The sequence below is a fragment of the Streptomyces sp. SM11 genome (assembly GCF_002910905.1).
In the GTDB taxonomy this organism is placed as follows: domain Bacteria; phylum Actinomycetota; class Actinomycetes; order Streptomycetales; family Streptomycetaceae; genus Streptomyces.
Window position 1 is genome coordinate 1 of sequence record NZ_NEUE01000168.1, and the last position, 26427, is coordinate 26427.

General features: G+C 67.0%; 24 protein-coding genes. 5 read left to right on the top strand and 19 right to left on the bottom strand.

Features of this window, described 5'->3' with window-relative positions; translation table 11 throughout:
* Positions 1-24: 24 nt before the first annotated feature.
* From B9S58_RS15275 to B9S58_RS15325, 11 genes are all read right to left on the bottom strand, one after another.
* Positions 25-1473, bottom strand: coding sequence for an NF041680 family putative transposase (locus B9S58_RS15275; RefSeq protein ID WP_103532603.1), 1449 nt, complete (start codon positions 1471-1473; stop codon positions 25-27).
* Positions 1474-1715: 242 nt separating this feature from the next.
* Positions 1716-2621: a fumarylacetoacetate (FAA) hydrolase gene (locus tag B9S58_RS15280; protein ID WP_103532658.1), complete on the bottom strand. Its 906-nt coding sequence runs from the start codon at positions 2619-2621 to the stop codon at positions 1716-1718.
* Between the two features lie 72 nt (positions 2622-2693).
* Positions 2694-3992, bottom strand: coding sequence for a pyridoxal phosphate-dependent aminotransferase (locus B9S58_RS15285; protein WP_103532659.1), 1299 nt, complete (start codon positions 3990-3992; stop codon positions 2694-2696).
* Between the two features lie 27 nt (positions 3993-4019).
* Positions 4020-5738: an AMP-binding protein gene (locus tag B9S58_RS15290; RefSeq protein WP_103532660.1), complete on the bottom strand. Its 1719-nt coding sequence runs from the start codon at positions 5736-5738 to the stop codon at positions 4020-4022.
* Positions 5735-6853: a Glu/Leu/Phe/Val dehydrogenase dimerization domain-containing protein gene (locus B9S58_RS15295; protein ID WP_258044527.1), complete on the bottom strand. Its 1119-nt coding sequence runs from the start codon at positions 6851-6853 to the stop codon at positions 5735-5737. Before B9S58_RS15295 ends, B9S58_RS15290 begins: the two co-directional genes overlap by 4 nt.
* 66 nt (positions 6854-6919) lie before the next feature.
* A complete protein-coding gene (locus B9S58_RS15300; protein ID WP_103532662.1) occupies positions 6920-7483 on the bottom strand; it encodes a type 1 glutamine amidotransferase in 564 nt (187 codons plus the stop codon).
* 11 nt (positions 7484-7494) lie between these two features.
* Positions 7495-8298: an acetylglutamate kinase gene (locus B9S58_RS15305; RefSeq protein ID WP_103532663.1), complete on the bottom strand. Its 804-nt coding sequence runs from the start codon at positions 8296-8298 to the stop codon at positions 7495-7497.
* The gene (argC, locus tag B9S58_RS15310; RefSeq protein ID WP_103532664.1) at positions 8295-9350 is read right to left on the bottom strand and encodes an N-acetyl-gamma-glutamyl-phosphate reductase; all 1056 of its coding nucleotides are present in this window, start codon (positions 9348-9350) and stop codon (positions 8295-8297) included. Before argC ends, B9S58_RS15305 begins: the two co-directional genes overlap by 4 nt.
* Positions 9347-10198 carry a RimK family alpha-L-glutamate ligase gene (locus B9S58_RS15315; RefSeq protein ID WP_103532665.1) on the bottom strand — a complete coding sequence of 284 codons (852 nt, stop codon included), beginning with the start codon at positions 10196-10198 and terminating at the stop codon, positions 9347-9349. Before B9S58_RS15315 ends, argC begins: the two co-directional genes overlap by 4 nt.
* 23 nt (positions 10199-10221) lie before the next feature.
* A complete protein-coding gene (locus B9S58_RS15320) occupies positions 10222-10407 on the bottom strand; it encodes a lysine biosynthesis protein LysW (RefSeq protein WP_103532666.1) in 186 nt (61 codons plus the stop codon).
* Between the two features lie 45 nt (positions 10408-10452).
* On the bottom strand, positions 10453-11604 hold the full coding sequence (locus B9S58_RS15325) for an isopropylmalate synthase (protein WP_103532667.1): 1152 nt from the start codon (positions 11602-11604) through the stop codon (positions 10453-10455).
* A 236-nt stretch (positions 11605-11840) separates the two neighbouring features.
* Here B9S58_RS15325 and B9S58_RS15330 point away from each other — a divergent pair, with 236 nt between their 5' ends.
* Positions 11841-12593 (top strand): arylmalonate decarboxylase, encoded by a 753-nt coding sequence (locus B9S58_RS15330; RefSeq protein ID WP_103532668.1) that lies wholly within the window; start codon positions 11841-11843, stop codon positions 12591-12593.
* A 73-nt stretch (positions 12594-12666) separates the two neighbouring features.
* Here the strand turns inward: B9S58_RS15330 and B9S58_RS15335 are convergent, their stop codons facing one another.
* The 4 genes from B9S58_RS15335 to B9S58_RS15350 form a co-directional block, all read right to left on the bottom strand.
* Positions 12667-13365, bottom strand: a complete 699-nt coding sequence (locus tag B9S58_RS15335; protein ID WP_103532669.1) for a response regulator transcription factor — start codon at positions 13363-13365, stop codon at positions 12667-12669.
* A gap of 30 nt (positions 13366-13395) precedes the next feature.
* Positions 13396-14601 carry a transposase gene (locus B9S58_RS15340; RefSeq protein ID WP_258044529.1) on the bottom strand — a complete coding sequence of 402 codons (1206 nt, stop codon included), beginning with the start codon at positions 14599-14601 and terminating at the stop codon, positions 13396-13398.
* 555 nt (positions 14602-15156) lie between these two features.
* Positions 15157-16401 carry an MFS transporter gene (locus B9S58_RS15345; protein WP_103532671.1) on the bottom strand — a complete coding sequence of 415 codons (1245 nt, stop codon included), beginning with the start codon at positions 16399-16401 and terminating at the stop codon, positions 15157-15159.
* A gap of 90 nt (positions 16402-16491) precedes the next feature.
* Positions 16492-17046, bottom strand: a complete 555-nt coding sequence (locus tag B9S58_RS15350; protein ID WP_103532672.1) for an SDR family NAD(P)-dependent oxidoreductase — start codon at positions 17044-17046, stop codon at positions 16492-16494.
* Positions 17047-17241: 195 nt separating this feature from the next.
* On the opposite strand from B9S58_RS15350, the gene B9S58_RS15355 reads away from it, so the two are divergent.
* Complete coding sequence (locus tag B9S58_RS15355) at positions 17242-20577, top strand: AfsR/SARP family transcriptional regulator (RefSeq protein WP_181009317.1); 3336 nt, start codon at positions 17242-17244, stop codon at positions 20575-20577.
* 78 nt (positions 20578-20655) lie between these two features.
* Here B9S58_RS15355 and B9S58_RS15360 read toward each other — a convergent pair whose 3' ends face one another.
* Positions 20656-21324: a ScbR family autoregulator-binding transcription factor gene (locus B9S58_RS15360; RefSeq protein WP_103532673.1), complete on the bottom strand. Its 669-nt coding sequence runs from the start codon at positions 21322-21324 to the stop codon at positions 20656-20658.
* A gap of 99 nt (positions 21325-21423) precedes the next feature.
* On the opposite strand from B9S58_RS15360, the gene B9S58_RS15365 reads away from it, so the two are divergent.
* Complete coding sequence (locus tag B9S58_RS15365; protein ID WP_103532674.1) at positions 21424-22458, top strand: ScbA/BarX family gamma-butyrolactone biosynthesis protein; 1035 nt, start codon at positions 21424-21426, stop codon at positions 22456-22458.
* A 286-nt stretch (positions 22459-22744) separates the two neighbouring features.
* Here B9S58_RS15365 and B9S58_RS39075 read toward each other — a convergent pair whose 3' ends face one another.
* On the bottom strand, positions 22745-22939 hold the full coding sequence (locus B9S58_RS39075) for a hypothetical protein (RefSeq protein WP_258044532.1): 195 nt from the start codon (positions 22937-22939) through the stop codon (positions 22745-22747).
* A gap of 129 nt (positions 22940-23068) precedes the next feature.
* On the opposite strand from B9S58_RS39075, the gene B9S58_RS39080 reads away from it, so the two are divergent.
* Together B9S58_RS39080 and B9S58_RS15375 are read left to right on the top strand one after the other, a co-directional pair.
* Positions 23069-23833 (top strand): acyl-CoA dehydrogenase family protein, encoded by a 765-nt coding sequence (locus tag B9S58_RS39080; RefSeq protein WP_258044530.1) that lies wholly within the window; start codon positions 23069-23071, stop codon positions 23831-23833.
* A gap of 97 nt (positions 23834-23930) precedes the next feature.
* On the top strand, positions 23931-24620 hold the full coding sequence (locus B9S58_RS15375; protein ID WP_103532676.1) for an HAD family phosphatase: 690 nt from the start codon (positions 23931-23933) through the stop codon (positions 24618-24620).
* A 1-nt stretch (position 24621) separates the two neighbouring features.
* On the opposite strand, the gene B9S58_RS15380 is transcribed toward B9S58_RS15375, so the two are convergent.
* On the bottom strand, positions 24622-25269 hold the full coding sequence (locus tag B9S58_RS15380; RefSeq protein ID WP_103532677.1) for a TetR/AcrR family transcriptional regulator: 648 nt from the start codon (positions 25267-25269) through the stop codon (positions 24622-24624).
* A 348-nt stretch (positions 25270-25617) separates the two neighbouring features.
* Positions 25618-26427: IS701 family transposase (locus B9S58_RS15385; RefSeq protein ID WP_107494940.1), on the bottom strand; the 810-nt coding region annotated here is incomplete at its 5' end.

Consider the following 26427-nt stretch of genomic DNA (forward strand, 5'->3'; position numbering starts at 1 on the left):
AGCTTGCCGTAAAACCTGGGGTGGTCAGCGGGGTCCTTGTTCGGTTGCTCGCTTGTCTGTCTGATCTGCTGTGCCGAGCAGGGCGTTTCCGACCTCGTAGGTTGGCGCCTTCCGTGTGTTGCGTCGGCCGGGCGGACGGCCGGGGCCGGGACGGGAGGGTTTCGGCGCGTTCGTGAGGACGGGCAGTGATCTGCGAACTTGACGAAACCCCCGGCGGACGCGGCCGGGTGTGAGCTGGTGGGCGGCCAGGGGTTTCTCCCAGGGGCGCTTGAGGTCGGCGGTCAGGGGCCGGGCCAGGCGTAGCTGGGTGTAGACGGCCAGGACGAGAGCGGTCCAGCGATCGGCGGCGGCAGGAGAGCGCAGGCAGATGCTCGTCCAGCCCAGGTGTTGCTTCCAATAGCGGAAGGTGTGCTCAAGATCAAATCTGCGCAGGAAGCACGACCATGTGCTGTCGGCGAGGTCGGCGTCCGCGCCGGTGCGTGACCACCACAGCCACAGGGGCTTCGGGCTGCCGCCGGAGGGCAGGCGGTCGACGTCCAGGCGGATCACCGTGCCCGGGAGGATGGGTAGTTCGGGTTCGGGGTGGTGCTGCCAGATCGTCTGCCGGTTGAGCTTGGGGTGCAGGCGCTCGAAGCAGCGCACACGGACGTTCCCGTACTTGTCGAGGTTGCGGACGGTGTCGTGGGCGGGTGGTTGCCAGGTGTCGGGGTTGTGGAACTCGAAGCGCTCGCCGTGGCGCCGGGGCCGGCCGCCCTTCGCGCCGACGCCTCCGCCTGGGGGCGCGTCTTGATAGAGGACGCGGTCGCCGCGCAGGCGTACGCAGACCTCGACGGGCAGGTCGGCGAGCTGGTGGGCGAGGTAGGGGCCGTCGTAGCCGCAGTCGGTCACGATCCGGATCGGCGGGTCGCCCGCGGTCCAGCGTCCGAGGGCGACGATCCGGCTCACGACACCGCGCAGCTGGTGGGCGGTGATCTCTTGGAGGTGTTCGCCCGGGCATAGGCGGCGGGCATCCAGGGGTGCGGTCCAGGAGGTGGGGCCGCTGGTCAGGGCGGCGACAACGGAGTAGCACCAGCCGGGGATCATCTCGTGGGCGCCCTCGGCGCGGCCGTAGGTATGACAGAAAGTGCGCTGGTCACTGGTGCCGGCGTCCGGGCGTAGCCAGGGCGTGGTGTCCACGGCGAGCACGATGCCGCCGCCGGGGCCGCGCGGCAGGTCGTGCAGGGCGAAGGACCAGTTCAAGCGCTCGAAGTCGACACGGCCGTTGTTCATGGCGCGCTGGACGGAGCCGTGGGAGCGGGCGTGTTCGGGCACGAGGCTGAGTTCGGCCAGGTTGCGTACCGGGCCTTCGCTGCACAGCACCGCGTCGGTGATCTCGAAGAGCGCATCACCCCAACGCGTGAGGCAGGAGCGGACATCGACGCGGAACTCCTTGAGTTCACGCAAGGCCGCGTTGCGGGCACTGGGATCGGGCACACTGACAGCGGCGGTCGCGCCGGTTTTCGTTGGTCTCACAACCCGAGGATCACGGCGCGGCCGTCGCCGTGTCCGGCGTTTCCCCATGTGGGGGACTCGAACACCTACCGCCGCGCGACCTGAGGTTTTATCTCAAGCTAAGGGACAGAGCTCCTGCAGGGTGCCTGGGACGAACGGAGGGTCGGCGTCCGAGTCCCAGGCACCCGTCGGGGCGCTTGTACGCTGGTATGCGAACGGATGGCTCAGGTGAGAGGCGCGGGGGATACGTAGCGCACCGGGTTCGCGAAGGCCACGTCGTGGCTCTTTACGTCGATGGCGATCCTGTCGCCGTCGGTAATGCGGAATCCGTCGTGGAAGCTGGCCTCGTCGGCACCGAGGAGCACGTAGTTGACCATGCCGGGCCGCCGTACCGCAGGGAACGAGAAGAGATGATCGACCATGTCCGGCACCCGGAAGTACAGGGCGTCGGCACCGCAGTCGAAGTTGCCTTCCCAGGCGGTCACGCCGTTTCGCTCGATGGTGACCCGGCCGGTCACCGAGCGCGGCGGTTCTCCGAGAAACAGCCAGGGTGCCAGCGCGGTGTCGCACAACTTGCAGTACGGGTTGTAGCCGGAGTCCTTGCGGTGCAGGCCGATGTCGCACAGGTCGTTCCCGAAGGTGTAGCCCGCGTAGTGCGGGTTTCCGTCGGCGTCATTGACGTACACGAGGGCGACCTCAGGCTCCTCTATGAGGGCGACGGGATTCGCCGGCACGTTCAGTGTCTCGCCCGGCAGGCGTACCCAGTCGCCGAATCCCTTGAAGAACCACTTAGGCGGCGTGAACTCCCCGCCTTCAGGGGCACTCTCTCCACCCCACTTCTTCTTGTGGGTGCCCATGAAGCCGCTCAGCAGCGCGTTCCCGGTGGCGGTCGGCAGCAGCGGTGGCAAAGGACACAGTTCTGGGTCGTCGGCGGCGATGGTCACCTTCTTGGCACCATCGGTCACTGCGGCCCTGAGTGCTTCCTCAGTGCCGTCGGTGGTTGTGAAGGCTGCCGCCAACTGTCCGTCGGCCACCCGATACAGAACCTGTGGTGCGCCAGGCTTGGGCTGTCCGAAGCCGACGTGGCGTTCACCCTTGTAAATAGCTTCGAAGAGGGTCGGAAGATACATGGGTTCTCCGTAAGTTGTTGGGCAGACCGGGGCCGGATGCGGCTCGTGGTCCTCGCCCTGGGCTGGTGGCGATCAGGAACGCGGGGTAGGAGAGGGGCCAGTCGCGCGGCTGATGGCGGCCAGGGCGTCGCCGACCTGGTCGACCGTCTTCCGGATCCACGGCAGCTCTAGCGGGTCCGGAGCCCTGAGCGCAGCCACGCGCTGCTCGTCGGTGTCGCCGTAGAGGCGGCTCGTGGCGGCTCGGATGCGCAGGGTGGTTCCGGGCTCCCCGAAAGCGCTCGCGGGGAGTGTCCCGATGCCATGGCGCTCACTGAGGAGCCGGGACAGATCGTCGCCGCCGTGCACGCCATAGGTCTGGGCGAGATGATCCCGGAGCGGCTCGAAGTCCGGGTATAGGTAGCACGTTGCGCGCACCGGAGCGAGGACTGCCCCGGCCTCGGTGAAGCGGTCGGCGACCGCGCGCACCACCCTCTCGTGTAGCTTGCGACTCGCCGCGACGTGCTGGGTGATCTCCGCCGGCTCGCCGAACGCGTACGCGGCAGCCGTCTGCACGGGCGCAGTCGGGCTGGACCAGATCTGGCTGGCGACGGATACAAGGCGGGTGTGCAGGGCGTGCCCGATGTCGCTGTCGGGGAGCCGAGCCACACCGGTGCGCCAACCGCCGACCGCCAGGTTCTTGGTGAGCCCAGTAGTGACGATGGTGCGCTCGGGAGCGCACAGGGCCGGGGAACTGATGGGCGCGGAGGTGTCGTAGACGAGGTCGCAGTAGATCTCGTCGGACACGACGACCAAGTCGAGCTCACGTGCTGCCCTTGCTAGGCGACGCACCGTGTTGGGTGAAGCGATGGTGCCGGTCGGGTTATCCGGCACCGTCACCACTACGGATCGTGGTTCCTGCCCTGCGGCGCGTGCTGCGGCTACCGCCTCGTGCAGCTGCTCCGGATCGGGTACGCCGCCCTCGCCCGGCAGGATGGGAACCGGGATGGGGTGGGAACCCACGAGACGGGCTTGGGCCGCGTAGCTCACCCAACTCGGCACCGGCACGACCACGTCACCGCCGATAGCGAGCAGGAGCGCGAACAGGAGCGGTTTGCTGCCCGGCCCGGCTACCACGAGCCCAGGATCGATGCCAAGTCCGCGTCGCTCCCAGTACCCGGCGGCGGCAGCGCGCAGCGCGTGGCTGCCTGCCACGGAGCCGTACGCGTTCTTGCCCGCCGCGGCGGCGAGCTGCTCCCGCAGGACGGGGTGCACAGGCAGGCCGATCTCGCCGCTCGCCATCGACAGGACCCGCTCCCCGGCCCGGCGCCTACGGTCCAGGGCCTCATCGGCGGCGAGGGTCGCCGACATGGAGATCGGCGTGGGTTCAGACATCTCAGCTCCAACGTGAAGTGCCGGGCCTTAGCCGCCCGATGTGGCGTACCGCTGTCGTAGCTCCGCCTTGCGGACTTTGCTGGTCAGGGTCTTGGGGAGGGCGGACAGCAACTCCACTCGGTCCGGCAGGAATCGGGCGCTGTGCCCCGATTCCCGGAGGTGAGAGTGGACTTCCTCAAGCGAGGGACCTGTACCGCTGCGCGGAACCACCACTGCGCAGATCGCCGTTTCGCCGCCCGCCGTCGCGGGAGGCAGCCCCACCAGGGCTGCCTCGGCGGCCTTCGGGTGGCTACCGATGATCGCTTCCAGCTCCGTCACGGGGGCCACGAGGCCGTCACGGACAATCGCGTCACGGGCGCGGCCGAGGACGCGGATGCCACCGCGGCCGTCGTCCCGGGCAAGGTCGCCGGTGTCGAACCACCCGTCCGCCCCGATCTCCGCCGTGAATGCGTCCTCACGTTTGTAGTAGCCGAGCGCCAGGGACGCGCCGCGTACCCTGAGCCGCCCCACGAGGACCTTCTCGCCGCCGATGTCCAAGCGATCGATGCGAGTCTGCATGGCTTCGATGGCACGTCCGTTGCTCTCCGCGGCCCAGATTTCGGGGTCCTCGGGCCGGGTCATAGTCACCGGGCCGTTCTCGGACATGCCCCACAGTGAGTAGGTGCGTGCGCCAAGAGTCACGTGGACCTCGTCGACCAGCTCACTTAGGACCGGCGCGGAACCGATGACCACGTGCCGCAGTGTGCTGGTGTCCCGCTTCACGGCCCGTTGCGAGACGGTCACCTCGGCAAGTGTGGCGGGCGGGCCGTACAGAAGCGTGGCACCGTAGCGCTCCACCAGGTCGAGCAGCGCCTCGTTTTTGCGTACATCCTGGAAGGCGACGGTGCCGCCGAGCATGACGCCGGCGAGTATGCCCTGAGCGAAGCCCGAGTAATGCACGAGTGGGGTGGACACGGCGGCGACCCAGTCGTCACCGAGTCCGAAGGCGTCGACGTAGCCGCGCACGGCCGAGTGGACCGTGTTCTGGCTATGCAGCACGCCCTTGGACTCGCCGGTGGTGCCCGAGGTGAACAGGACGACGAACGGCTCATCGGCCGTGAGGGCGAGGCCGTCGAGCTCAGCGCCCCGGCTCTCCTCCGGGTCGACTGCGACGAAGTGTTCGTGGAAGGAGAGCGCCCCTTCGGGCACCGGTCCGTCCATGACCAGAACGTGTTCGAGAGTGGGGATTTCACTTTTGAGCGTGGTGACGATATCCGCCAGGGGCGTGCCCGACCATTCAGGGAGCGTGACACACACTCGGGCGTCAGTGAGGCTGAGGCGGTGGCGCAGTTCGTCCTCGGGGCAGATCGGAGAGATCGGGCAGATGATGGCGCCGACGCGCATGCAGGCGAACATCAGCGGAACCATCTCCCACCGGTTGGGGAGCTGGGCGGCAACGAAGTCACCTCGCCGTACACCGAGTTTGAGGAGAGCCATGGCGAACCGGTCGGTCAGGCGCGCCAACTCGGCGTAGTCGAGGGTGTCCGTGCGGGATTCGGCGACACGACGGCCGGCGACGGCGAGCTTGTGCGGGCGCTCGCGTGCCTGACGAAACAAATCGTCGAGGAAGGTTTCGTTCCTCCACCAGCCGCGGCGCTGGTACTCAGCCGCCCGCTTCTCAGGGGTCGCGTCTCTCGGATCGGTGTGCGCGGTCGTGCTTGAGGCGGAGGCTGGGGGCGTTTCTGACTTCTTGGCCGCCGTACTCATCGGCGCTCCTCCCGGCGGGCCGCGAGCAGCGCCGGCAACGGGTCTCCCGGGCGCGCGGCGGCTATCTCCAGGAGGTCCCGGGTGTTCTGGCGTACCCGGTCCCCGACCCAGTCGAAGACCCACGTCTTGCGTGCGTCTGCCGTCAGATCGAAGGGCACGACCCGGGTCACGGCCAAGGCTGCCGACGCGGCCCCGCCGATGTTGGCGATCACGCCCGGGATCAGAGAAGCGCCCGTGGCCGCCGCCTTCTCCTTTGCCTCGGCGCTGGAGGCGAGGTTTGCGCCCTCGACCACCAGGCCAACACGCAGCCGGTGCGCGTTCTCGGCGGAGAGTGCGTACTTCTGCGCCGCCAGGATCAGCAGATCGGCATCGATGTCGAGCCAGGCGTCCGGCTCGCCGGAGACGGTGACGTGCTGGGGCAGACGTGAGCGGTCGATTCTCCCGAACTCATCGGTGATGGCCAACAGGTCTGCTACCGGCAGCCGGTCGGCGCTGATGGTGCCCTGCACGTCGGCGATGCCCACGACGACGTGCCCGCGCTCCTCCAGGAACCGTGCGACCGCCCGGCCCACCGCGCCAAAGCCCTGCACCACGACTCGGGCTGGCTCCGTGCGGCCACTCGCCTCGAGTGCGGTGACCGCGGCCACCCCGACGCCGTGTCCGGTGCAGTCGATCAGGGGTTCGTAGTACGTACGCCAGTCGATCGGCATGTCCGGGGCGCCCAGCCTGTAGCGCGGATCGTATCCGGCCTCGGCGAAGAAGACGGCCCGGTCGGCGGGGGTAACGCCCATGTCGATGCCGAGGTGGATTCCGCCGTGCAGCAGCGGTTTGACGGTGCGGCCGAAGGTGCGGAAGGTTTTCCCGCGATTGCTGCCGTCGGAAACGATGCCAGCCTTGGCGCCGCCGATGGGCAGCCCGGCGAGCGTGAACTTCTGGGTCATGTCACGGGCGAGACCGGCCACCTCCTCTTCGGTGACGCCGGTCGTCATCCGGGTACCGCCCATCGCCAGGCCGTCGACGAGCGAGTCGACGACCACCCAGCCCTTGAGGCTGCCGCCGCTGCCGTTGAGATGGACGGTGAACGCGGGATCCTGCGGTTCATTCAGAACGGTCATGGTCAAGTCCTTAAAGGCGTCGGTCAGTTGGGTTGGCATGCACGGTTTTCGCGCTGCTGGCTGCCGTCACTGATACAGCTGGGCGAAACCTCGGAGGATCTCCATGCCGTCGCTGCGGAACTCCAGGTGGGCTTGGGCTCCGTAGATCCGACCGTCGTCGGAGCGCAGAAACTCCACGGGTGCGTGCTCGGAGCGGCCGATGGAGCGGAAGCCCTCCGGGGCGTCCTGGAGGTAGAGGGTGTGGCGATGGAAGACCGTCACCGTCGGCTTCACTTGCGTGAAGAGCGGATCGTCCTGGTCGACTTGAACGTCGTAGCCGCCGACCCGCTGCGGCCCCTCGGCCAGGCGGCCTCCCGCTGAGACCGCGATGATCTGCATGCCGCCACAGATCCCGAGGACTGGAACGTCGGCGCCCATGACAAGATCGACTAGCGGCTTGTAGTAGTCGCGGTCATAGGCCCGTACCTTCGTGCCGCTCAGGACGATCGCCTGGTAGCGGCCGTCGACTCGATCGGGCACGGAGGTCGCGTCGACTGCCTCGGTGTCCGAGCCCAGCTCTTCGAAGCGCCGGCGAAGCTGTTTCAGGGACAGCGTTCCGTTGTTGACGACTAGCACACGAGATTGAGCCACGCGCTTGCTCCTCACGATTGCGTGATGACGGTGCCGGTGCGGGAGGCCAGCAGGTCGGTGACGGGCGCGCTGCCGATGACGACGCGCTCTACGCCCTGGTCCAGGGCCTCGCCCGCGGCTCGCAGCTTCTTGCGCATACCGCCGATGGCGCCCTTGTCGCGGAACGCCGCAGCATGCTTCGCGGTGATCCGGCTCACCGGCTCCCCGTCGATCAGCAGATGCGCGACGTCAGTGACAAGGACTAGATCAGCGGCGCCTGTGGCCCCGGCTACGGCGGCCGCGGCGCGGTCGGCGTCGGTGTTCACCTCTTGCCCGGAAGTGTTCCGGGCAAGAGGGGTGACGAGGTAGATGTGGCCTGGCCGCAGGTTCGTCAGCCTCGCCGGGTCCACACCGGTGATCGGGCCGACGAGGTTCTCCAGCTCGACGAGCTGCTTGCCCTGCCACCACCAGCGCTCGCCCTCGCCCGCGCTGACCAGGCCGTCGCTGCCTAGCAGCCGTTCCCCGGTGAGGCCGCGCCGTTCCAGTTTCCCGAGAACATCCTCGGCCAGCTCGGCGCTGACGGTCTTGATGTCGGTGATGACCTCGGGCGTTGTCCAGCGGCTTTGATTGCCGTAGCGGTCACGCAGGATCGCCGACGGTTCGGAGTACTGGGGCTTGAGCCGCTTCAGCGGCTTGGACCAGCCGTGGACCACGACGAGCGGGTGACCGCGGCCGTGTTCGGCCAGGTTGTCCCACCACGCCTCGGACATATCCTGCAGGGTGGAACCGCCGAGCTTCACCACGGTCGGGGTCTCGTTTTGCACGGGCCGGCTCATGCGGGCATCACCGGCTGCATCGTCAGTCCTGTCTCCTCCGGAAGCGAGAACCGCTTGTTGATTGCCTGGACAGCTTGGCCTGCCGCCCCCTTGACTAGGTTGTCCAGCGCGGACAGCACGACGATGCGGCCGCCCTCGGGGTCGTGCATGACGGTCACGTCGCAGTAGTTGGAGCCCAGCACTGCCTGCGGGTCTGGTACCGGGATCAGCGTCTCGGTGTGCCGGCGGACCCGCACGAAGTGGTGGTCCTTGTAGAACCGCAGGTACGCCCGGTTTAGGGAGCGCGCGTCCACCTCGTCGTCAGTGAACGCGTAGGTACTGGCCATCAGCCCCCGGACGTGCGACACCCCGTAGGCCGACATGCTCAGTGAGCCGATCCGACCAGGCTTGCCGCGCTCCAGGAAGTCACCGACCTCCGCCGCGTGGCGGTGCCCCACGGGTGCGTATGGTGCGATGGCGCCGCTACGCAGCGGGTGCAGGTCGGGGGTGCGCATCTGGAGACCGCCGCCGCTGGAGCCGCTCTTGCCGTCGACCAGCACGGTTTTCAGGTTCAGGCCGAGCGACAGGACCAGCGGCGCGAGCCCGAGGGTGATCGCTGTGGCGTAGCAGCCGGCCAGTGAGATGAGTGAGGCACCGGCCATCTGGTCGCCGACGAGTTCCGGCACGCCGTAGACGAACCGGTCGGCCAGTCCGTCCGGGCGCTGCACGGACGGGTACCAGCGGTCGTGGAGCTCCGGTGTACGGATCCGGAAGGCGCCGCTGAGGTCGATGATGCAGGGGACCTGGTCGGCCAGCCGCACCGCGAGCTTCGCCGAGATGGGGGCGGGCGTCGCCAGCACGACCACGTCGCAGCGGTCGGACAGATCCGCGGTGACGGGTTCGACCGTCAGCCCGAGGTCCAGCCGCAGGCCCGGGTGGAGCTCGGCCGGGCGCTTGCCGACGCTTGAGGAACCGCCCAAGTAGGCCAGCTCCAGTTCGGGGTGCTGGACTATCAGTCTGATAAGTTCGCCGCCGGCTAGCCCAGAGGTGCCGACTACACCGACCCGTATCATTCGATGACCTCTCGTACGTAGCGGCCGATGGCCGTGGCGATGTCCGTCCCGGTCGCCGAGGACACGGCCCGGAAGGCCGGGGCGTGGTTGACCTCGTTGACGACGTATCCGGTGGGCGTCTTGAACAGATCGATGCCGTAGATGCCTTCGCCGAGCTCGTTCACCACCGCGTCGACGATCTTTTGCACCCCGGGGTCGTGGTCCACGGCACGGTGCTGGTTTCCCAGAGCCGCGTTGCTGCGCCAGTCGCTGCCGGCGCTCTGAAAGTGAGCGACGGAGACCAGCTCACGGCCGATGACGAAGCAGCGCATCGAGGAACCGCTGTCCAGGTACGGTTCGACCAGGCAGACCTGTTCGAACCCGTGCCCGAGGTCCTCGACGTAGTCATAGACCGACTGGGCGGTGTCGGCGTCGCGCAGTAGGGTGACCCGTTTGCCCATCCCGCCAAAGATGGGCTTCAGCACCACGGGCGCCGGCAGTTCGGTCAGTGCCTTCTCGAAGTCCTTGCGGGACAGGATGAGGCGGAAGTCGGTCACCGGAATGCCGGCGGTACGCAGCAGCAAGCGCAACGACAGCTTGTTCTCGCAGGCATGGATGGCCGCCGCCGAGTTCAGGGTGGGTATGTGCGCCGCCTCGGCGAGGGTGGCGACCAGGCCGCCGCGTGTATAGCTGCGGCTGCGGATGAGGATGGCGTCGTAGCCCTTGAGCGACGTCGGATCCGGGGCGCCGAGGCAGAGGGATTCGTCGTTCACCCACTCGACGCGCAGCCCGAGGCCAGGGCTGGCGTCGATCAGCTGGCGTTCCTCCCAGCCGATGCGGTCAGCGACGATGGCAATGGTGCGGCCCATGTGAGGTACTCCTCTCCGCTCGTTCACTGGCCCCAGTCGCGGAGCTGGACTTCGATCATCTGGAGGGAGAGCGTGCCGTCGCGGACGTCCTCGACCCGGAGAGTGAGCATGCACTCGGGGCAGGACATGGTCTCGCCCTGAACGATCGGCGGGGTCGTTAGATCGGTCTCGCACTCGGGGCAGATACCGGTAAGCGTGCTGGTGGACATGGTTCGTCTCCAGAGGTGGTCGATGGTGGATCAGAGGGGATGGAGTCAGAAGGACGTGAAATCGACAGCGGCTTTGCGGATCGCGTCTCGGTCGAGCAGGCGCCGCCCGTCCTTGTCCTGGCGCTCGACGAGCCAAGAGGTGAAGGCATCGACGTCGACGGAGATGCCCGACCCGTCGAGCGCCCACTTGACGAGGGCGGGTGTCAGACGGGACCGCACTCGCAGCTCACGGGAGTTTCCGACCAGTTCCGCGGGCAAGGTTTCGTATGCCTCGGGGTGGCTGAGCTGGCCGGGCAGCTCGTAGGCGAAGGCGTGCGGGGTGGTGGGGCCGGATTGGAAGGCCGTGCCGAGCTGCGCGCCGCGGAGGGCGAGGTTGGTGAGCTCGGTGAGATGGGACAGATCGAAGCGGTCATCGCCGTGGATGACGCGCAGTGACGTGAGTAGTTCTGCCAACGGGGCGTTACCGCCACGCTCACCGATGCCACCGACGGTAGCGGAGATCCACTGTGCTCCGGCGCGAACGGCGGCCAGGGAGTTGGCTACCGCCATGCCCAGCATGTTGTGGGAATGGATCTCGATTTCGGAGCCGTCAATCGCGGTGAGGTCCGCGATTACGTCCTCCATCTGCCAGGGCGAGAGATAGGCGACGGTCTCCGCGAGCCGAAATCGGTCGGCTCCGGCCTCGAAACCGGCGGTGACATACGGGACAAGCCGACCCTTCGGTGTGCGGGCACCGTCCTCACCGCTGAAGGTCACGTGGAAGCCGCGGTCCTTGGCCTGCGAGATTGCCGATCGGGCCAGGGCTTGGAGGAACCTCGGGCTGGGCGAACCGATCTTGAGCTTGGCATGCTGTTCGGACGTGGGGATGGAGTACATGACGTGACGTACGCCGAGCCGCTCGGCCTCATCGAGGGCCTTCGCGACCTGCTGGCGGTCCCGCACCACGACGAGGGTCATGCTGCGCTCGGGGGTGACAGTCTCGTGGGCGGCGAGAACAAGGTCGGCGTCCTTGGAGTTCGGGCCTGAGACCATGCCGACCTCGACCAGGGAGACACCGCTCTTCACCAGTAGGTCTGCGATCAGCGCGGCATCCTTGGTGCCAAACTCAACGCCGGCCATGTGCGCGGAGTCCCGCAACGTTGCGTCGGAAATGTGGGGGCGTCCCGTGAATTCCTCAAGGCGTTCAAATTCTCCCATTGCTTTCACTCCTTGTTTCAGACTTGGCCTGTGAATCGAAATCAAAGGGTTCGGCGGGTGGTGCTCTCCACACTCCACCGAACGGTTGGGAAGGGCAAGGTGATTCGTGTTAGAACTCTGTCGAGAACTGTCAGGGAGTGTTAAGAATGGAAGTGACTGTAAGGCCGGTGTGCGACGGGGGTAGTTTTGGAAGGTTTCTGCTTCCGGTAACGGGAAGCGCGCTCTACTGTGCCGCCATGGATCTTTTCTCGCTTCCGAGGCTCGGCATCGTCGTTCCACCGGAGAACCCCACTGCGGAGCCGGAATTCAGTCAGCTGCTCGGTGCCCGACTGAACGTGTTCGCGTCCCGCTTTCCGGTGACACCGGGTATGGGGCTCAGGGGCATGCTTGAGACGTACAACCGTGTACTCCCCGACACCCTCGGTGCATTTGGCCGCATGCACCTGAGCGCTGCCGTCGTGGCCTGTAGCGCCTCGCACTACCTGCTGAACCCGAATGGTGACCGCGCGCTGTGCGACGACTTGTCCGAGCAAGTGGGCTTCCCCGTACGCTCCTCAACACAGGCGATACTCGCGGCCTGCGAGGCGCTTGGTGTGACCCGCCTGACGCTCGTCTCGCCGTACCAGCCGTGGCTCACGGACACGTCCCGCAACTTCTGGGAGCGGGCCGGCCTTGCCGTCGACGGTGTGGTCCTCGTCCCGGCGACGCGCTGCCCGGACGGTAGCGACCTCTACGACCCGTACCAGGTGACCACCGACGCAATCCGGCAGTGTCTGCGGGAGCATCAGATGCCCGACGGCACAGCTCTGCTGTTCACGGGAACGGGCATGGGCACGCTCGCGGCCCTGTCCGAACTGGCTCAGGAAGATGCCACCCGCATACTGCTGTCCTCGAACCTGGCGTCCGCCTGGTGGGCCCGGCGCGTGGTGGATGGCGGCATCGGTGACGCGCACCCCCTGCTGGGGCGCTTGGACAGCCAGGCGGCGTGACACGGCACAGGGCCCCGCGTGGTGGGCTCGCCCGCGTGAGGCCCTGTGCCCTTGCCAGGGAACGTAAGGACGGTCAATCCGCGGACGCCTTTGGCGCCCGCCCGGCGTGGCCGATGCGGTAGCCGACCCCGCGGATGGTGATGATCCAGCTGCTAGATCCGAGCTTCGCCCGCAGGCTGCTCACATGGGTGTCGATGGTGCGGCTTGTCTGTTCCCAGGTGCTGCCCCATATCTTCGCCATCAGCTCCTTCCGGGACACCACCCTTCCGTGGTTGGCAGCCAGCGTGTAAAGCAGTTCGAACTCCTTCGATGTGACGTCGATGACGCGGTCGCCGAGGCGAACTTCCCGGGTCCGAGGATCGATGTGGAGTGGTCTCAGGGAAATGGCCCCAGGAATCGTCGAGCTGGGGCGTGCGCGACGGAGTACCGCTTCGATGCGGGCGCCCAATTCCCGATAGCCCCAGGTTTTCGCGACGCAGTCGTCAGCGCCCGCCTTCAGGGCTAAAATCCGCCCCACTTCATCGTCAAGGTGCGTAAAGGCGATCAGAGGAATGCTGCTCTCCGTCCTCACCGACTGGCACACCTCCAGCCCGTCGATATCCGGCAGCTCCAGAGATAGCAGAACCAAATCGGCGTGACGATACGTACGCAGGGCCCGAGCCCCTGTGTCGACGCAGCGGGCGGCATATCCCTGCCGGTGCAGATCGTGCACCAGGGCTTCGGCGGCGGAGACTTCGCGCTCGACCACGAGCACGTTTGTTGTCACGTGCATTTGGACCTCCCTCGGCATCGCGGTGCATGGTCAGCTTGCGGCCGTGACCGGTGCCGCCGCGAGGGAGTGCGGGGCGTTGTAGAGGTGCTGGTAGACGTACGCAGCCGAAGCCATCGTCATGTGGTGGTGCCAGCCGGGATAGGAACGGCCCGCGAAGTCGAGAACACCGAACTGGTCCCGCAGGGTAGCGACGGCCGACCGGACGGCGGGGCGGCTGCGCATCAGCGCCAGGATCTCCTCCGTGCTCCGGTCCGTCAGGTCGGTGATCCAGTACCGGGTCGGCCGCCGACCTGCGGGATCTTGGAGCGCCAGGAGCCGGTAGTGGTGCGTACCGCTGTACCTTCCGATGCCGCGTTGCGGCAGACGCACCGTCCCGGCGTACGCGAGGATCGGCATGGCTGTGGAGCGCCCATCCGGCCTCCGGTGCACCATCACCTGCGCCTCGTGGGAGTACCTCATCTTCATCAGCTGGCCGACAGTGGCCAGGGTCGCGGTCGCGTTGCGGTGCCCGGTGAGTACGACCTGACCCGGGGCAACCTCGCATACGACGTCCAGCCGGCGCCGTGCGAGGCCAGTCAGCACCCTGCTTGCATCGTCCCACTGAGTGAGGTCAAGGGCCCAGGGAACACGTGGCAGTCGGGGCTGTGCGGCGACGTCGGTTGCGTAGTCGAGGATGCCGGCGTCAATGTGGCGAGCGGTTTCCGCATCCGGTACACGTGCCCGGAGTCTGCGGTACCGGTCCCGGTCCCACGTGTCGTCGAGCATCAGGGCCCAGTCCACCGGGAAGCAGTGGGCGCCCGCAGCTAGAAAGAGCACCACTGCATGCTGGCAATTGACGGTCTGCCCGGTCGTGTTGTCCAGACGACGGTGCACGCCCACCGAATGCTCGCCGCGCTTGGGGATGATCAGTTCGGCGATGGCCCAGGCATAGGGCACCTCGTTGGCAGCGACCTGCAGGGCCAGCATCCGGCGTACTGGTTCCCATTCCCAGGGGCTGGCGTTGATGAACTGGTGCAAGCCGTGGGTCGCCGACGGCGGTAACAGCTCTGTCCGAGCCATGCGTCGTGGTGTCTTCTTGCCGGAGGCGTGGAGCAGGGCCTGCATGTATGTCCGTGCCCAACGGCGCTGCTCAGCCCGGTTGAGCGGCCTGAAAATCTCCTCCAGGAACGTCTGCATGTGCGTGTCCTGGCTCGCCCCGGCCTTGCGCACTTTGTTTGACGACATGTAACGCCACACCCCCTCGTAGTCGCGTCGCTTGCCCCCGAAGCCGGACGCAGCGCCCTGCGAGGATAGAAAATACCTTCTCGAAGGATAATTTTGCGGGCTGATTCGCCGACTTTCGTATTTCTTGCTCTGACCTGCGCAAACGTGGGTCGCCAGAGAGCGCGACGGTGGTTTCCCGGTTGCGCGGAACCGGCTTGCGCGGGTCTCGCACGGAGCGCTGGAGATGATCCACCCGCTGGTAGCAGGGCTCGCAGAGGTCCCACGTCGGATGGGCGGGCGGTGCGTGCGTGATAGCCGGCGAAGCCGTCGTCAAGGACTTCGACGCCAAGGCCAATGCTGTGTGAATACTCTCAGCGGGACTCAAAGAGTTGGAGATGCGGGCGCCGACAGCGGAGGCGGCTAGCCGCCGAAGACCGGGGACGGCGCACGGGTCGCGCCGGAGCGGCGGTCGCTCCGGCGCGAGGTGCGCTAGTTGCCTGCCTGCCCTTCCGAGAGAGGCAGTCCATGGCGGGCGGATCCTCGAACTCCCCCGGCATGGGAGGTTCGAGGCCGCTGTCCATCGCAGCCCTAAGTGACGGACCGCTTCGCGGGGAAACCGTGCTTGCGGGCAAGAACCACGACCGCGAGTACCGGCAGCAGGAGCAGCAGCACGGTCCAGGGGAAGGACTCGCTGCCGATCGTGCTAAGCAGGATGCCACCGATGACACCTCCGCCCGCCATGGCGACGTTCCACAACGTCACGAGCATCGCCTGTGCCGCGTCGGCGGCGTCGTCGGCGGCGTCGCCCGTAGCAGTCTGAAGCAGTGTAGGTACGCCGCCCCAGCCCAGGCCCCACAGGATGGCGGCGAGGTATACGAGAACCGTGTTGTCGGCGAGGACCGCAAGCAGCGCGGCGGACGCGGCGACCAGCAGAGTGCTGGCGATCGTCAGTGAACGCAGGCGGCGGTGGATATGGGCTCCCACAATCCAGATGCTGATCAGCGAGGCGGCGCCGAAGACGAGCAGCACCATGCCGGTTTCGCCGCCCATGCCCAGGTCGTCGAGGAAGGTGGCGATGTAGGCGTACAGAATGGTGTGGGCGAGGACGAAAACGAGGACGACGGTCAGCACCGGAGCCACGCCTGGAACACGCAGCGCCTGCAGCATCTTCGGCCGCTCACCACTCGCCTGCCCTGGGTAGTCGGGAACGGCCACGAAGATCCACAGGAGGAGCAGTACGGTGAGCACTGTCATGCTCAGGAACGCCATACGCCAGCCGAGCGCGGCCCCAAGGAAGGTCCCAGCGGGAACGCCCAGCGACAGTGCCACCGGGATTCCCGCCATGGCAATGGCGATCGCCTTGCCCTGCAGGGCGACGGGTGCCATGCGCCTGGCGTATCCGACAAGCAGGGCCCAGGCGAGACCGGCGGCGACGCCCGCGACGAACCGCGCCACCATCGTCAGGCTGTAGTCGGACGACAGGGCCGTAACGGTGTTGGCTACGGCGAAACCGGCCATCGCTGTTAGCAGTAGCCGCTTGCGCTGCCAGCCCGCGGTGGCCGCAGTCAGCGGGATCGCGGTCAGGACGGTACCGATCGCATAGATCGTGACCGTCTGGCCGGCTGCGGACTCGCTTACATGGAGGCCGCTGCTCATCGCGGGGAGCAGACCTGCGGGAAGAGTCTCGGTGAGGCTGGTGATGAAGACGGCTGTGGCGAGGGCGAGTAGGGCGAAGAGCGGGAGCTTCTGTTGCTCCTTGCCACCGTCCTTCGCTGGGGGCGCGGCGCGGCTGTCCGTGCCAGAAGCGGCTGAGATATCAGGTGATGTACTCATTTGAGGTGCTCCGGATCTTTAGGAGACGTGGGTGTCTCGTGTTTGCGCGGAATGCGGTACGGGGCTGGCGAACCCGGCAGGGGCCAGCAGCTACGAGCTACTGAGGCCGCCGTCGACGGGGAGACGGGCGCCCGTCGTGAACGTCGCGTCTGTCGCCAGGAACAGCGCTGCGCGGGCCACCTCCTCGGTGGAGCCGAGACGGCCGAGCGGCGGCAGCGGTGCGGCGCTGCCCGCCGTCGCCTCGATACATCCCGGAGCCACCGCGTTGACGCGGATGCCGCGAGAAGCCAGCTCAGTGGCGAGCGCGTGCACGGTGGCGGAAGACGGGGCGGGTGCGGTGAGCACGACCGCGCCGCCATCCTTGACGTGACGTAGCAGCGGCCGAGCTGAGGCCACGGTGCCGGCGAACACGAAGTCGGCGTTGTGTGTGCCGTCACCGAACGGAGCGGTGCCGAGATCGACGGAGCCCGAAGCGACGACGCGGGCAGTGGAGCCCAGTTCCATGCTTGCGCGAGCGCCTTCCTGCGCGGTGCGGGTGGTCAGCAGGACCTCCGCGCCGCCCTCCACGAGGCGCTTTGCGATGGCCAGGCCGATGCCGGTGGCCTGGCCAACGACGACCGCCCTTCTGCCCGCATACCTAGTCATGTCTGCCGCTCCTCCTGGCGTCTTGCTCTGCCGGATGCGCCATGTCACCCGGCAGGAAGACTCTGCGCGGGAGCACTTCGGGCATGCTTCGGAGGTGCTGATGGCCCGCTGATGGTTTGCTTCGGAAAGAGCCTGGGGAGCGCGACGTGGATAACTGGGCGCCGGTCGCAGGGCCGCACATGTACGGTTGCCCACATGCGGTTTGGGGTGCTCGGGCCACTCGCGGTGTGGGACGGTGAGGGGAAGACAGTCAAGGTCCCTGAGGTCAAGGTTCGGGCTCTGCTCGCGGTTCTGCTCGCGCATGACGGAGGCCAGGTCGCTGTGGACCGGCTTGTCCACGATCTGTGGGGTGAGTCGCCGCCGGGAAAGCCGATGGGCGCACTCCAGGCCAAGGTCTCCCAGTTGCGCCGGGTGCTCGGCCGGGACCGCGTGGTGCGTGACGGGCCGGGCTACCGACTGTGGCTCGACCCCGCCGCCGACGAGGTAGACGCCGACCGCTTCCGATCTCTGGCTGCTGAGGCCCGCCAAGTGGGCGACTCCCGCGAACGGGTGGCGCTGCTCACCGAGGCCATCGACCTGTGGCGGGGACCGGCGTACGCAGACTTCGCCGACGACGAGTTTGTTCGAGGGCCGGCACACCGACTTACGGAGCTGCGGCTGTCCGTCCTGGAGCAGCAGGCCGAGGCACGTCTCGAGTCGGGTGACCACGCGCTGCTCGCTGGAGAACTGGCTGACCTGGTGATCCGGCACCCGCTGAGAGAGCGCCTGCACGCTGTTCGGATGAAGGCGCTCTACCTTTCGGGTCGTCAGAGCGAGGCCCTTGCGGCGTATGACGATCTGCGTGCTCACCTTGTCGAGGAACTCGGCGTCGACCCTGGTCCGGAGCTCAGCGCACTACACCAGGCAGTGCTTCGACAGGACCCCGCGCTCGGTCAAGCATCGGCCTCCCTGACACCGCCCGTGCCAACCTCTGCGCCCAACGACTCAGCCCCCACCTCCCGGTCACCGGGCACCGTGGAAGCAGCGGCAGCAGCTCGCCTGCCAGGCATCCACGCGAACCTTCCCATTCCGCTCACCCCTCTCATTGGCCGGGACCAGGCCCTTGCCCAGGTCTTCCGGCTCCTGGATACCGCACGGCTTGTCACCCTCACGGGCCCCGGTGGTGTCGGCAAGACCCGCCTGGCCGTGGCGGCGGGCACCGCGCGGGCGGCCGACATACCGGACGGTGAACTCTCCGACGGCGTCTGGCTCGTGGAATTTGCCGCTTCCCACGCTGATACCGCCGATGACCTTGCCCAGGTCATCGCCGCCACGCTCGGAATCCGGGACGTCACCCCATCCGTGCTGCCGGGTACCGGCACCAGCGCCGCAACTCCGTCGCCCGGACGTCGCCTCGCTACCGCCTTGAGAGGTCGTCGAATCCTTCTCGTCCTGGACAATTGTGAGCATGTCGTTGACGCGGCTGCCGAGCTCGCTGACCTGCTGCTGCGTACGGCCCCCGGCCTGCGCGTGTTGGCTACCAGCCAGGAGCCGCTCGGCCTGGCTGGGGAGGCCGTATTCCTTGTCGAGCCTCTTCAAACGGCCGAGGCTGTACAGCTGTTCACTGAGCGCGCCGCCGCCTCGGCCCCAGGCTTTCCTTTGGACCCGGAGGGGTCTTCCCCATCCGACCGCGAGGCTGTCGCCGAGATTTGCCATCGCCTCGACGGCATCCCACTCGCTCTCGAACTTGCCGCTACTCGCGTACGCGCCCTGGGTGTACGGGAGCTGGCGGCTAGGCTCGGTGACCGGTTCCGGGTGCTGACCTCCCGGCAGCGCGGAGCTCCCGCTCGCCAACAGACTCTGCGAGCCATGATTGACTGGAGCTGGGAGCTGCTCAGCGCGCCCGAGCGCATCGTTTTACGCCGCCTCGCGGTGCATAGCGACGGCTCAGACTTAGCCGCTGCCGAAGCGACATGCACGGGCAACGGCGTCGCCCGTGAAGAAGTGCTCGACTTGGTGACGCGGCTTGTCGACCGGTCCTTGGTCGTCGTGGTGGACGGGCCTACAGGGCCCCGCTACCGGCTGCTGGAGTCCGTTGCCGCGTACGCGGCGGAGCGGCTGCACGAGATGGAGGATCTTACCGCCGTACGCGATCGGCATCTGCGCCACTACCTTGCGCTCGCCGAACGTGCCGAGACCCAGTTGCGCGGGGAAGACCAGCGGCCCTGGCTTGCCCGCCTGGATGCTGAGTCTGGCAACCTGCGGACGGCGCTTGACACGGGGATCCGCCGAGCGGCCGCAGGGCACGCCGCCGAGGCATTGCGGTTGGCGACCGCCCTGTCCTGGTGGTGGCTGCTGCGGGGTCGGCTCACCGAGGCCCGACGCAGCCTGTCAGCCGTTTTGGCTGCCGCTGATGACACCGCGCCCGAACTTGCCTTGCTGCATGCCGCATTCGCACTCTTGACCGGCGACCACGCCGCTGCGGACGCCGCTGCTGACGCCGCTGCTGACGCCAACGCCGTCGCTGATCCCGCGCGCCGTGCGCGCGCGCTGTGGCTGTGCGCGTACGGCCTGTTCAGCGCGGGCGAAGCCTCCATCGGCGAAGAGCTGAACACACGTTCCCTTGATCTCTTCACCGCTACGGGAGAGCAGTGGGGAATCGCCGCCGCGCTCAGTCTGCGGGCGACGCTCGCGCTAGGCCGAGGCGACCTCGACGATCTGAACCGCGACGGCCTGCGCAGCGCTGCCCTCTTCCGCGAGCTGGGTGACCGCTGGGGCGAGCTGCAGACCGTCTCGCCACTCGCCGCGCTCGCCGAGATCAAGGGCGACTACGGCGACGCGGAACGCCGACAGTGTGAAGGGCTGGGAATTGCGCGTGAGCTGGGCCTGGAGGCCGAAGTGTCGGCGCGCCTGTCCGGACTCGGTCGGCTCGCACTGCTGGCCCGTGATTGGGGCAGGGGCCAGCAACTGCATGCACAGGCACGCCGTATCGCCGCCGAGCAGGGCTATAAGTACGGCGAAATCCACTCGGAAATGGGCCTCGCCCTCGGCGCGCGCCGCTCCGGCGACCTCGACACCGCCGAGGCACACCTCATGCGCATCCGCGACGGCTACGCCGACGTGTCCTCGGAGGCGGGGGACCACCTACTGTTCGCGGAACTCGGCTTCATCGCCGAACTCCGCGGCGACGCGCACCTGTCCGTAGCTCATCACCTGCACGCCCTGAAAATCGCCCGTTCCCTCGGTGAACCACGTGCTCTCGCCTTGTCCCTGGAGGGCCTTGCGGGCGCGGCAGCGCTGCTTGGCCATGGGAAAGCCGCCGCCTGTGCGGCCCTACTGCTCGGAGCGGCGGATGAGGCGCGCCGTGATGCGGGCGCCCCCCTGCCGCTTGCCGAGCGCGGTGACGTCGATCGCATCGCAGCGGCGGCACGGTCGGCTCTGGGCATTCCCGTGTTCACGGAAGCTCTCGAGCGCGGCGCAGGGCTGGCCCCCGGGGAAGCGGCTCGTTATGTATGTACGGCACTTGACTGGGCGACGGCTGGGACTGAATGAGAACGCCGGCCGCCTCGGAGTGCCCCGCACCCCGCCGTTCCGACCTTGCCGATGTCTCGTAGCCCTCCGCCGCCCGCTTCAGCGGCGGGCAGCGGACGGGCACAGCGCGATGTCTGCCTCGACACAGGGAATGATCGTCTGCACCACCGCGATGGTGCGTTCCAGAAGGTCTGCACGGTTGTTGAGTACCCAGGAGATGTGCTGCGCGCCGAAGAAGGCGGATACCAGCACGGTGGCGAGAGTTGTAGGGGGGGAGACGCAGTCTTGAGTGCTTCCGTCGTCCCTTCTCGACAGCCATGAGGTGATGAGGTTGGTATACGCCTCGTACGGGACGGGAAGTTGCGCGCCGATGAGTTGCCGCTCCAACTGCAGGCGTGCCCCGGCCTGAAGGACAGTCTCGTCACGGAAGGCGATAGCCGTTCGGATCAAGAGTTCGGCGACTGAGCTGACCGGCGGAAGCTCCAACTTCTCAACCGAGTCCGCGATGGTTGCGATCCGGCGGTAGAACAGGTCGGTCAGCGCGACCGCGAGGGCGTCCTTGTTGTCGTAGTGAAAATACACCGCGCCCTTCGTTATTCCTGCGGACTGGGCCACATCCAGGATAGTGACGGCCGGGTAGCCCTTAGCGGCGAACGCATTGGCGGCAGCATCCAGCACGCGTTCCCGCGTCCGTACCGCTCGCTCCTGCTTGAGCTCCCTGGCCCCCACGGGACGCGGAGTGTCGAAGGTCTCACCGTCCGCAGCCATGATCGATCCACTTCTCTCTTCTGAGGAAACCTTCTCGAAGGTATATTTACTTGAGCGGGTGCCACGCCTACGCACCCAAATCTCCAGGGGGGAGAGGCTATGCGTTACCGCCAGCCGCGAGGGGGAGCCTCTGATGGGGTGGTGCGACAGAGACCTGGGCTCGCCTTTCAGCGGACGGTGTCCCGCAGGTTCGTTCACCGAGCCGCGGTGGCAGAGGTCCTCGTGACGGATGCCGTCGTGCTCGGGGACGACCACTTCCTGGTGGGGAGTCAGTGGCCACGGGATCACGCCCTTTACCATCCGGACGTTCATCGCGGAAGTGATCCCCTGCTGTTCGCCGAGACCATCCGGCAGGCTCTCGTTTACCTGGCGCATTGGCACTACGGAGTCCCGCTTACTCACCGCTTCGTCGGGTATGACATGGCCTTCGAGATCACCAACCCAGATGCCCTGAGGGTTGGCGGTGAGCCAATGCGTGCGGAACTCGAGGCATGGTGGCGCTGGACCGACAAGCGGCCGCCTCGCCGCTACGGCGCTCGGCTCGAGGTCAGACTCTCGGTTTCCGGCCGCGTTTGCGGCCGTGGCAGCCTGCGTGTTGTGGCGCTCGATGAGCGCAGCTACCGAATTGTTCGTCGGCGCGATACCGTTGCCGGCCTGGTGGCCACCGCACGCGCGAGACTGCCTCAGCGGGTGGAGTCTGAGCTGGTTGGTCGGCTGAGAGACAAGGACAGCGTGCTGGCACCAGGCTCCTCGGCCGATGAATGGCAGCTGTGCGTAGACCTTGATCATGCCATCCTGTTCGACCATCCCACTGACCACCTGCCGCTGATGGTGCTGCTCGAAGGGTTCAGGCAGTTGGGGCATCTGCTGACTCATGACGCGGTGTCGTGGGCAAGCCCTTCGTGCACCCTCGTATCGACGGTCCTCGACTGTCTGGCCTTCGGGGAACTCGACCTGCCCACTCGCATTGTCGTGCGCGAGAGCGCGCCGCGTATGTCGGCTGCGCCTGCCGAGTGGAGGTTGCGCCTCGACGCGCTCCAAGGGGACACACTGATCGCGAAATGTGACTCCACATGGGCCCCGGTGTGCCCGGAAACGCCAAGGGAACCGCCTTTGAATCTTGCCGCGACCTGAGCGTAGAGCGTTCAAGTCGTCCCCGGCGTCTCGAAGGGTGAGGGAGCGATCCATACCTCACTCCTCCTTGGCCATGGGCGCGGTCAGCCGTCCAGTACAAACCGATGAGAAGGAATCTTACGGGAAGATGGCGGAAAATCGATGGGCTCGTGGCGGGGCGGCCGCGGCGGACGACGGCGTCGTTCGGCACCCGGAGCCAACCCTCGAGTCTTTGGGGGGTGTTGTTTCCGATATCGCGGTCTCGCGAGTTCGCTCCAGTCCGCTTGGGAGCCCTGGAGCACTGGGCTCAGAAGCGGTTCAGCGAGCGACCGACGTCGCTCAGCGCGACGCCTTCGATGCACAGCGTGACCGGAAGCTGACGATCGAGACCGTCAGTCTCCTGCGAGCTGCAGGCTTTGCGCGTCATTTCGTTCCGCGGCGCTGGGGTGGCAGTGAGGGCACGTTCAGTGACGTGTTCCACGCGTCCGTTGCTGTTGCCCAAGGATGTTCCTCGGCTGCTTGGTGCACTGTGCTGTGGGCGGCGCATGCGCGGTTTGCGGCTCGGTTGCCAGAGGCGGGGCAGAAGGAGATCTGGGGTGCGTGCCCTGATGTACGGATTGCGGCGGCCGTCATGCCACCGGCCGGGGCTGCATCCAAGGTCGCGGGAGGCTGGTTAGTCCAGGGTGAATGGTGCCTGGCCAGCGGTGTCGATCACGCAGACTGGTTGCTCCTGGCAGCGCCGGAAGTCGATGCAACGGGCCGTCCGGCACGTGTATTCGCCGTTCCGAGGAGTGCCGCGACTATTCACGACACCTGGAACGGTGTGGGGTTGCGTGCCGCTGGCAGCAACACGGTTGTCGTCGGGACGACTGTGGTGCCCGATGAGCACAGTGCCCCCCTCACCGCGTTGCTGGCTGGAGATGGCAGCGAAGGAGAGCCCCGGTGCTACTCAGCACCCGCCCACCTCGCGGGGGGACTCCTGCTCTGCGCCCCTGCGCTGGGTGCCGCCCGTCGAGCTCTGACGGCCTGGGCGCACTGGGCTCGGACGGCCACTCTCGGCGGAGCGCGACCACTGGACCACTCATCCACACAGGAACGTTTCGCTCGCTCCGCGGCTGAGATCGACATGGTCGAACTGATGCTCAGCGAGGCCGTCAGGAGAGCGGACACGGATCCGGTCACTGCGGAGCTGGTCGCCCGTAACCGGCGAGACGCCGCCATGGGCGCGGAGTGCCTGGTCGCAGCTGTCGACAGGCTCTTTCGTAGTGGGGGAGCGCACATCCGGGATGTCGACGGCGACTTGCATCGATGCTGGGCTGACGTACTGACCATCGCTTCACACGGCGCGCTGCGTATGGAGCCGGCCGCTGAAGCCCACGCCCAGTCTTTCGACTGAAGCGGAGCCACCTGATGGGCAACGGCGAGTGCAGTCGTGTGGTGACGGCCTCCCGTTGGCCCCCGCCCTGCGCCCGCGTGACCTTGAGGAATTGCCCATGTGTTGCCCATCCCGGCTGGTGTTCAGCGACGTGGACGAGACGCTGATCAGCGTAAAGAGTCTGTTCGACTTCTTGGACTTCTACTTCACCGGACGGTACGGAGCGGATGGCATCCGGCATGCGGCCGAGACGCGTCGACGGATTGCTGCTCTGATTGGCGGCGGCTCCCCGCGGGAGGTGGCGAACCGAGTCTATTACGAGGCGTGGAGGGGCGAGCAGCTGGACGTCGTAACGGGCTGGGGAGCCAGGTGGTTCTCTTTGAGAAGCAGCTCGGAGCGGTTCTATGTGCCCGCCGTTCTGGCGGCACTACGCAAGCACCAGGAGAACGGCGACTGCATTGTCCTGGTTTCGGGGTCGTTTGCTGCGGTGGTGGATCCCATCGCAGCAGACATCGGTGCTGACCATGTGCTCTGCACTCGTCCCGAGGTGAGAGACGGAATCTTCACCGGATCTGTCGCTGGAGAGCCGTGTATCGGCGAGGGGAAACGAAGGGCTGTGAGAGACCTGGCCAAGGGCTATCCGTGCATCAACCTGACCGACTGCCACGGCTACGGAGACCACCCGTCCGACCTGCCGATGCTCACTGAGGTCGGGCACCCTGTCGTGGTCGGCGGTAGTCCGGAACTGCTGGCGGAGACGGTCGGTGCCCGTGTGCTGATGGGCACCGGGCCCACTGACGCTCTGTAGGCTAATGCTCATTGCACGCGGGTGAATCTTCCGGGACCACCGTTTCCGATACGGCTCCCGAGGAGAGCAACTGCCACACCTGGCAGACTTGTTCGGTGCCGTTGCCGAGCCCGTTGAACGGTCCTGTGTAGTACGCACCGAAAATCAGCGAACGAATCAGGGAGCTGATCAATTCTGGACTGTGCGCGGTGGTCAGCTGCTTACGCGCCTGGCCGTCAACGATGAGTTGGGTCAGGATGTCCGACAGGTCAGATACCGCCGTCAGAGTCCTTCCCTGGGAACATGCTTCCTCGTGTGCGAGTCGAAGGCCGGCGCGGAACCGGACGTCCATGTGCAGGCGGTGCACAAGTCCAACCGTTATGCGGCGCAGGTTCGTCAGGGGCGGGTCACCATCGCAGGTCTCCTGCAGGAGTCCATACCACATCTCGTCGAACCTCGAGATGAACTCGGAGGCGAGAGCATCCTTGGACGGGAAGTGGGCATACAGTGCGCCCTTGGTCATACCGACATGCGTTGCGATGCGCTGCAGATTCGCCCCCGCATAGCCATGATGCGCGAACTCGGTGGCCGACGCGTCTAGGAATCGTTCATGAGTCCTCGCAGCTCTCTCTTGTTTGGCCACAATGCCCCTTCGGAGTCGTTCGGTCATGCAGAGTAACAGTCTCTGGAGAATTTTTCCGACGTCAGTTCTCTTACAGGGTTTGGGGTGGAGGCGCAACTCGGTGACCAGGGTGCCGGAGCAGAGGGGTGCTTGAAGGCTCTCGCGAGGTCAGTGAGCCGACTCTGTTTCGGGGAGTTCCTGGTGCGTGAAGGGCCGAGTAAGAGGTACCGCTCCGCCTGGGGTCTGACGGCGGTCGCGCCAAGCTTCATATGGGCGTCCAGTTCAGTGGATCTGGCCGCAGGTACGGAAGAGGCTTTCCCAGTCGTTAGTGAGGGTGCCCGGATCGGCCAAGAGCAGCGGGCGTTGATCTAGTACTCCAGCTGTAGATCGCGATCTTCATGTCTGGGCGGCTTGTCGCTGATAGTGGCTGGCCTGGGATCGGGCCTGGTGGCGGCGTCGCCAATGGGACCAGTCGAGCCGGTGGGTCGCGTCGTGGACGGGCCGGACGGCGAGCGCGGTGAACAGGTGCTGGATCTCGTTGCAGGTGAGCGGTATCAGCCCGTCCGGCTTCGAGTGGCGGGCGTGTTCGTCGGCGCGGACGACGGTGAGGAAGGCGTGGGCGAGCATCGCGAGGGTGACCCAGCGGTGCCAGGACGTCCAGCGTCTGACCTGGTGCTCGTCCAGTCCGGCCAGGCCCTTGCCGGACTGGAAGGTCTCCTCGGCCGTCCATCTGCGCCCGGCGACCCGCACCAGGGTGGACAGCGGAACCCGGACTGCTGAGTAGCAGCGGTAGAAGGCGAGTTCACGGGTGCGCCGGTTGCGGCGGACGAGCAGCTGACGGTGGCCCGGCCGGTCGTCGGCGATGTCGGCCAGGGCCCAGTCGTAGAAGCGGTGCCCCTTGGCGCCGTCGCCGGCGGAGAGTTTCTGCCAGGCCCGCTTCGGCAGCATCTTGACCAGGACGTCGGCCCGGAAGTTGCCAGCTCGGGTGGTGATCTGGTGGTCACAGGCCACGGCGAGCACGTAGCCGGTCTCGCGTCTCTCCAGCTCGGTCCGCAGGTGCGGGTTGCCTCCGTAGACCTCATCGCCCGCCACCCAGGATGCGGCAACGCCGGCGTCCAGGGCGCGGCCGATCATGCGGGCGGCGAGGGCGGGTTTCGTGGCGAAGCCGACGGCGTCGGGTATCCCGGCGGCCCGGCAGCGGGCCGG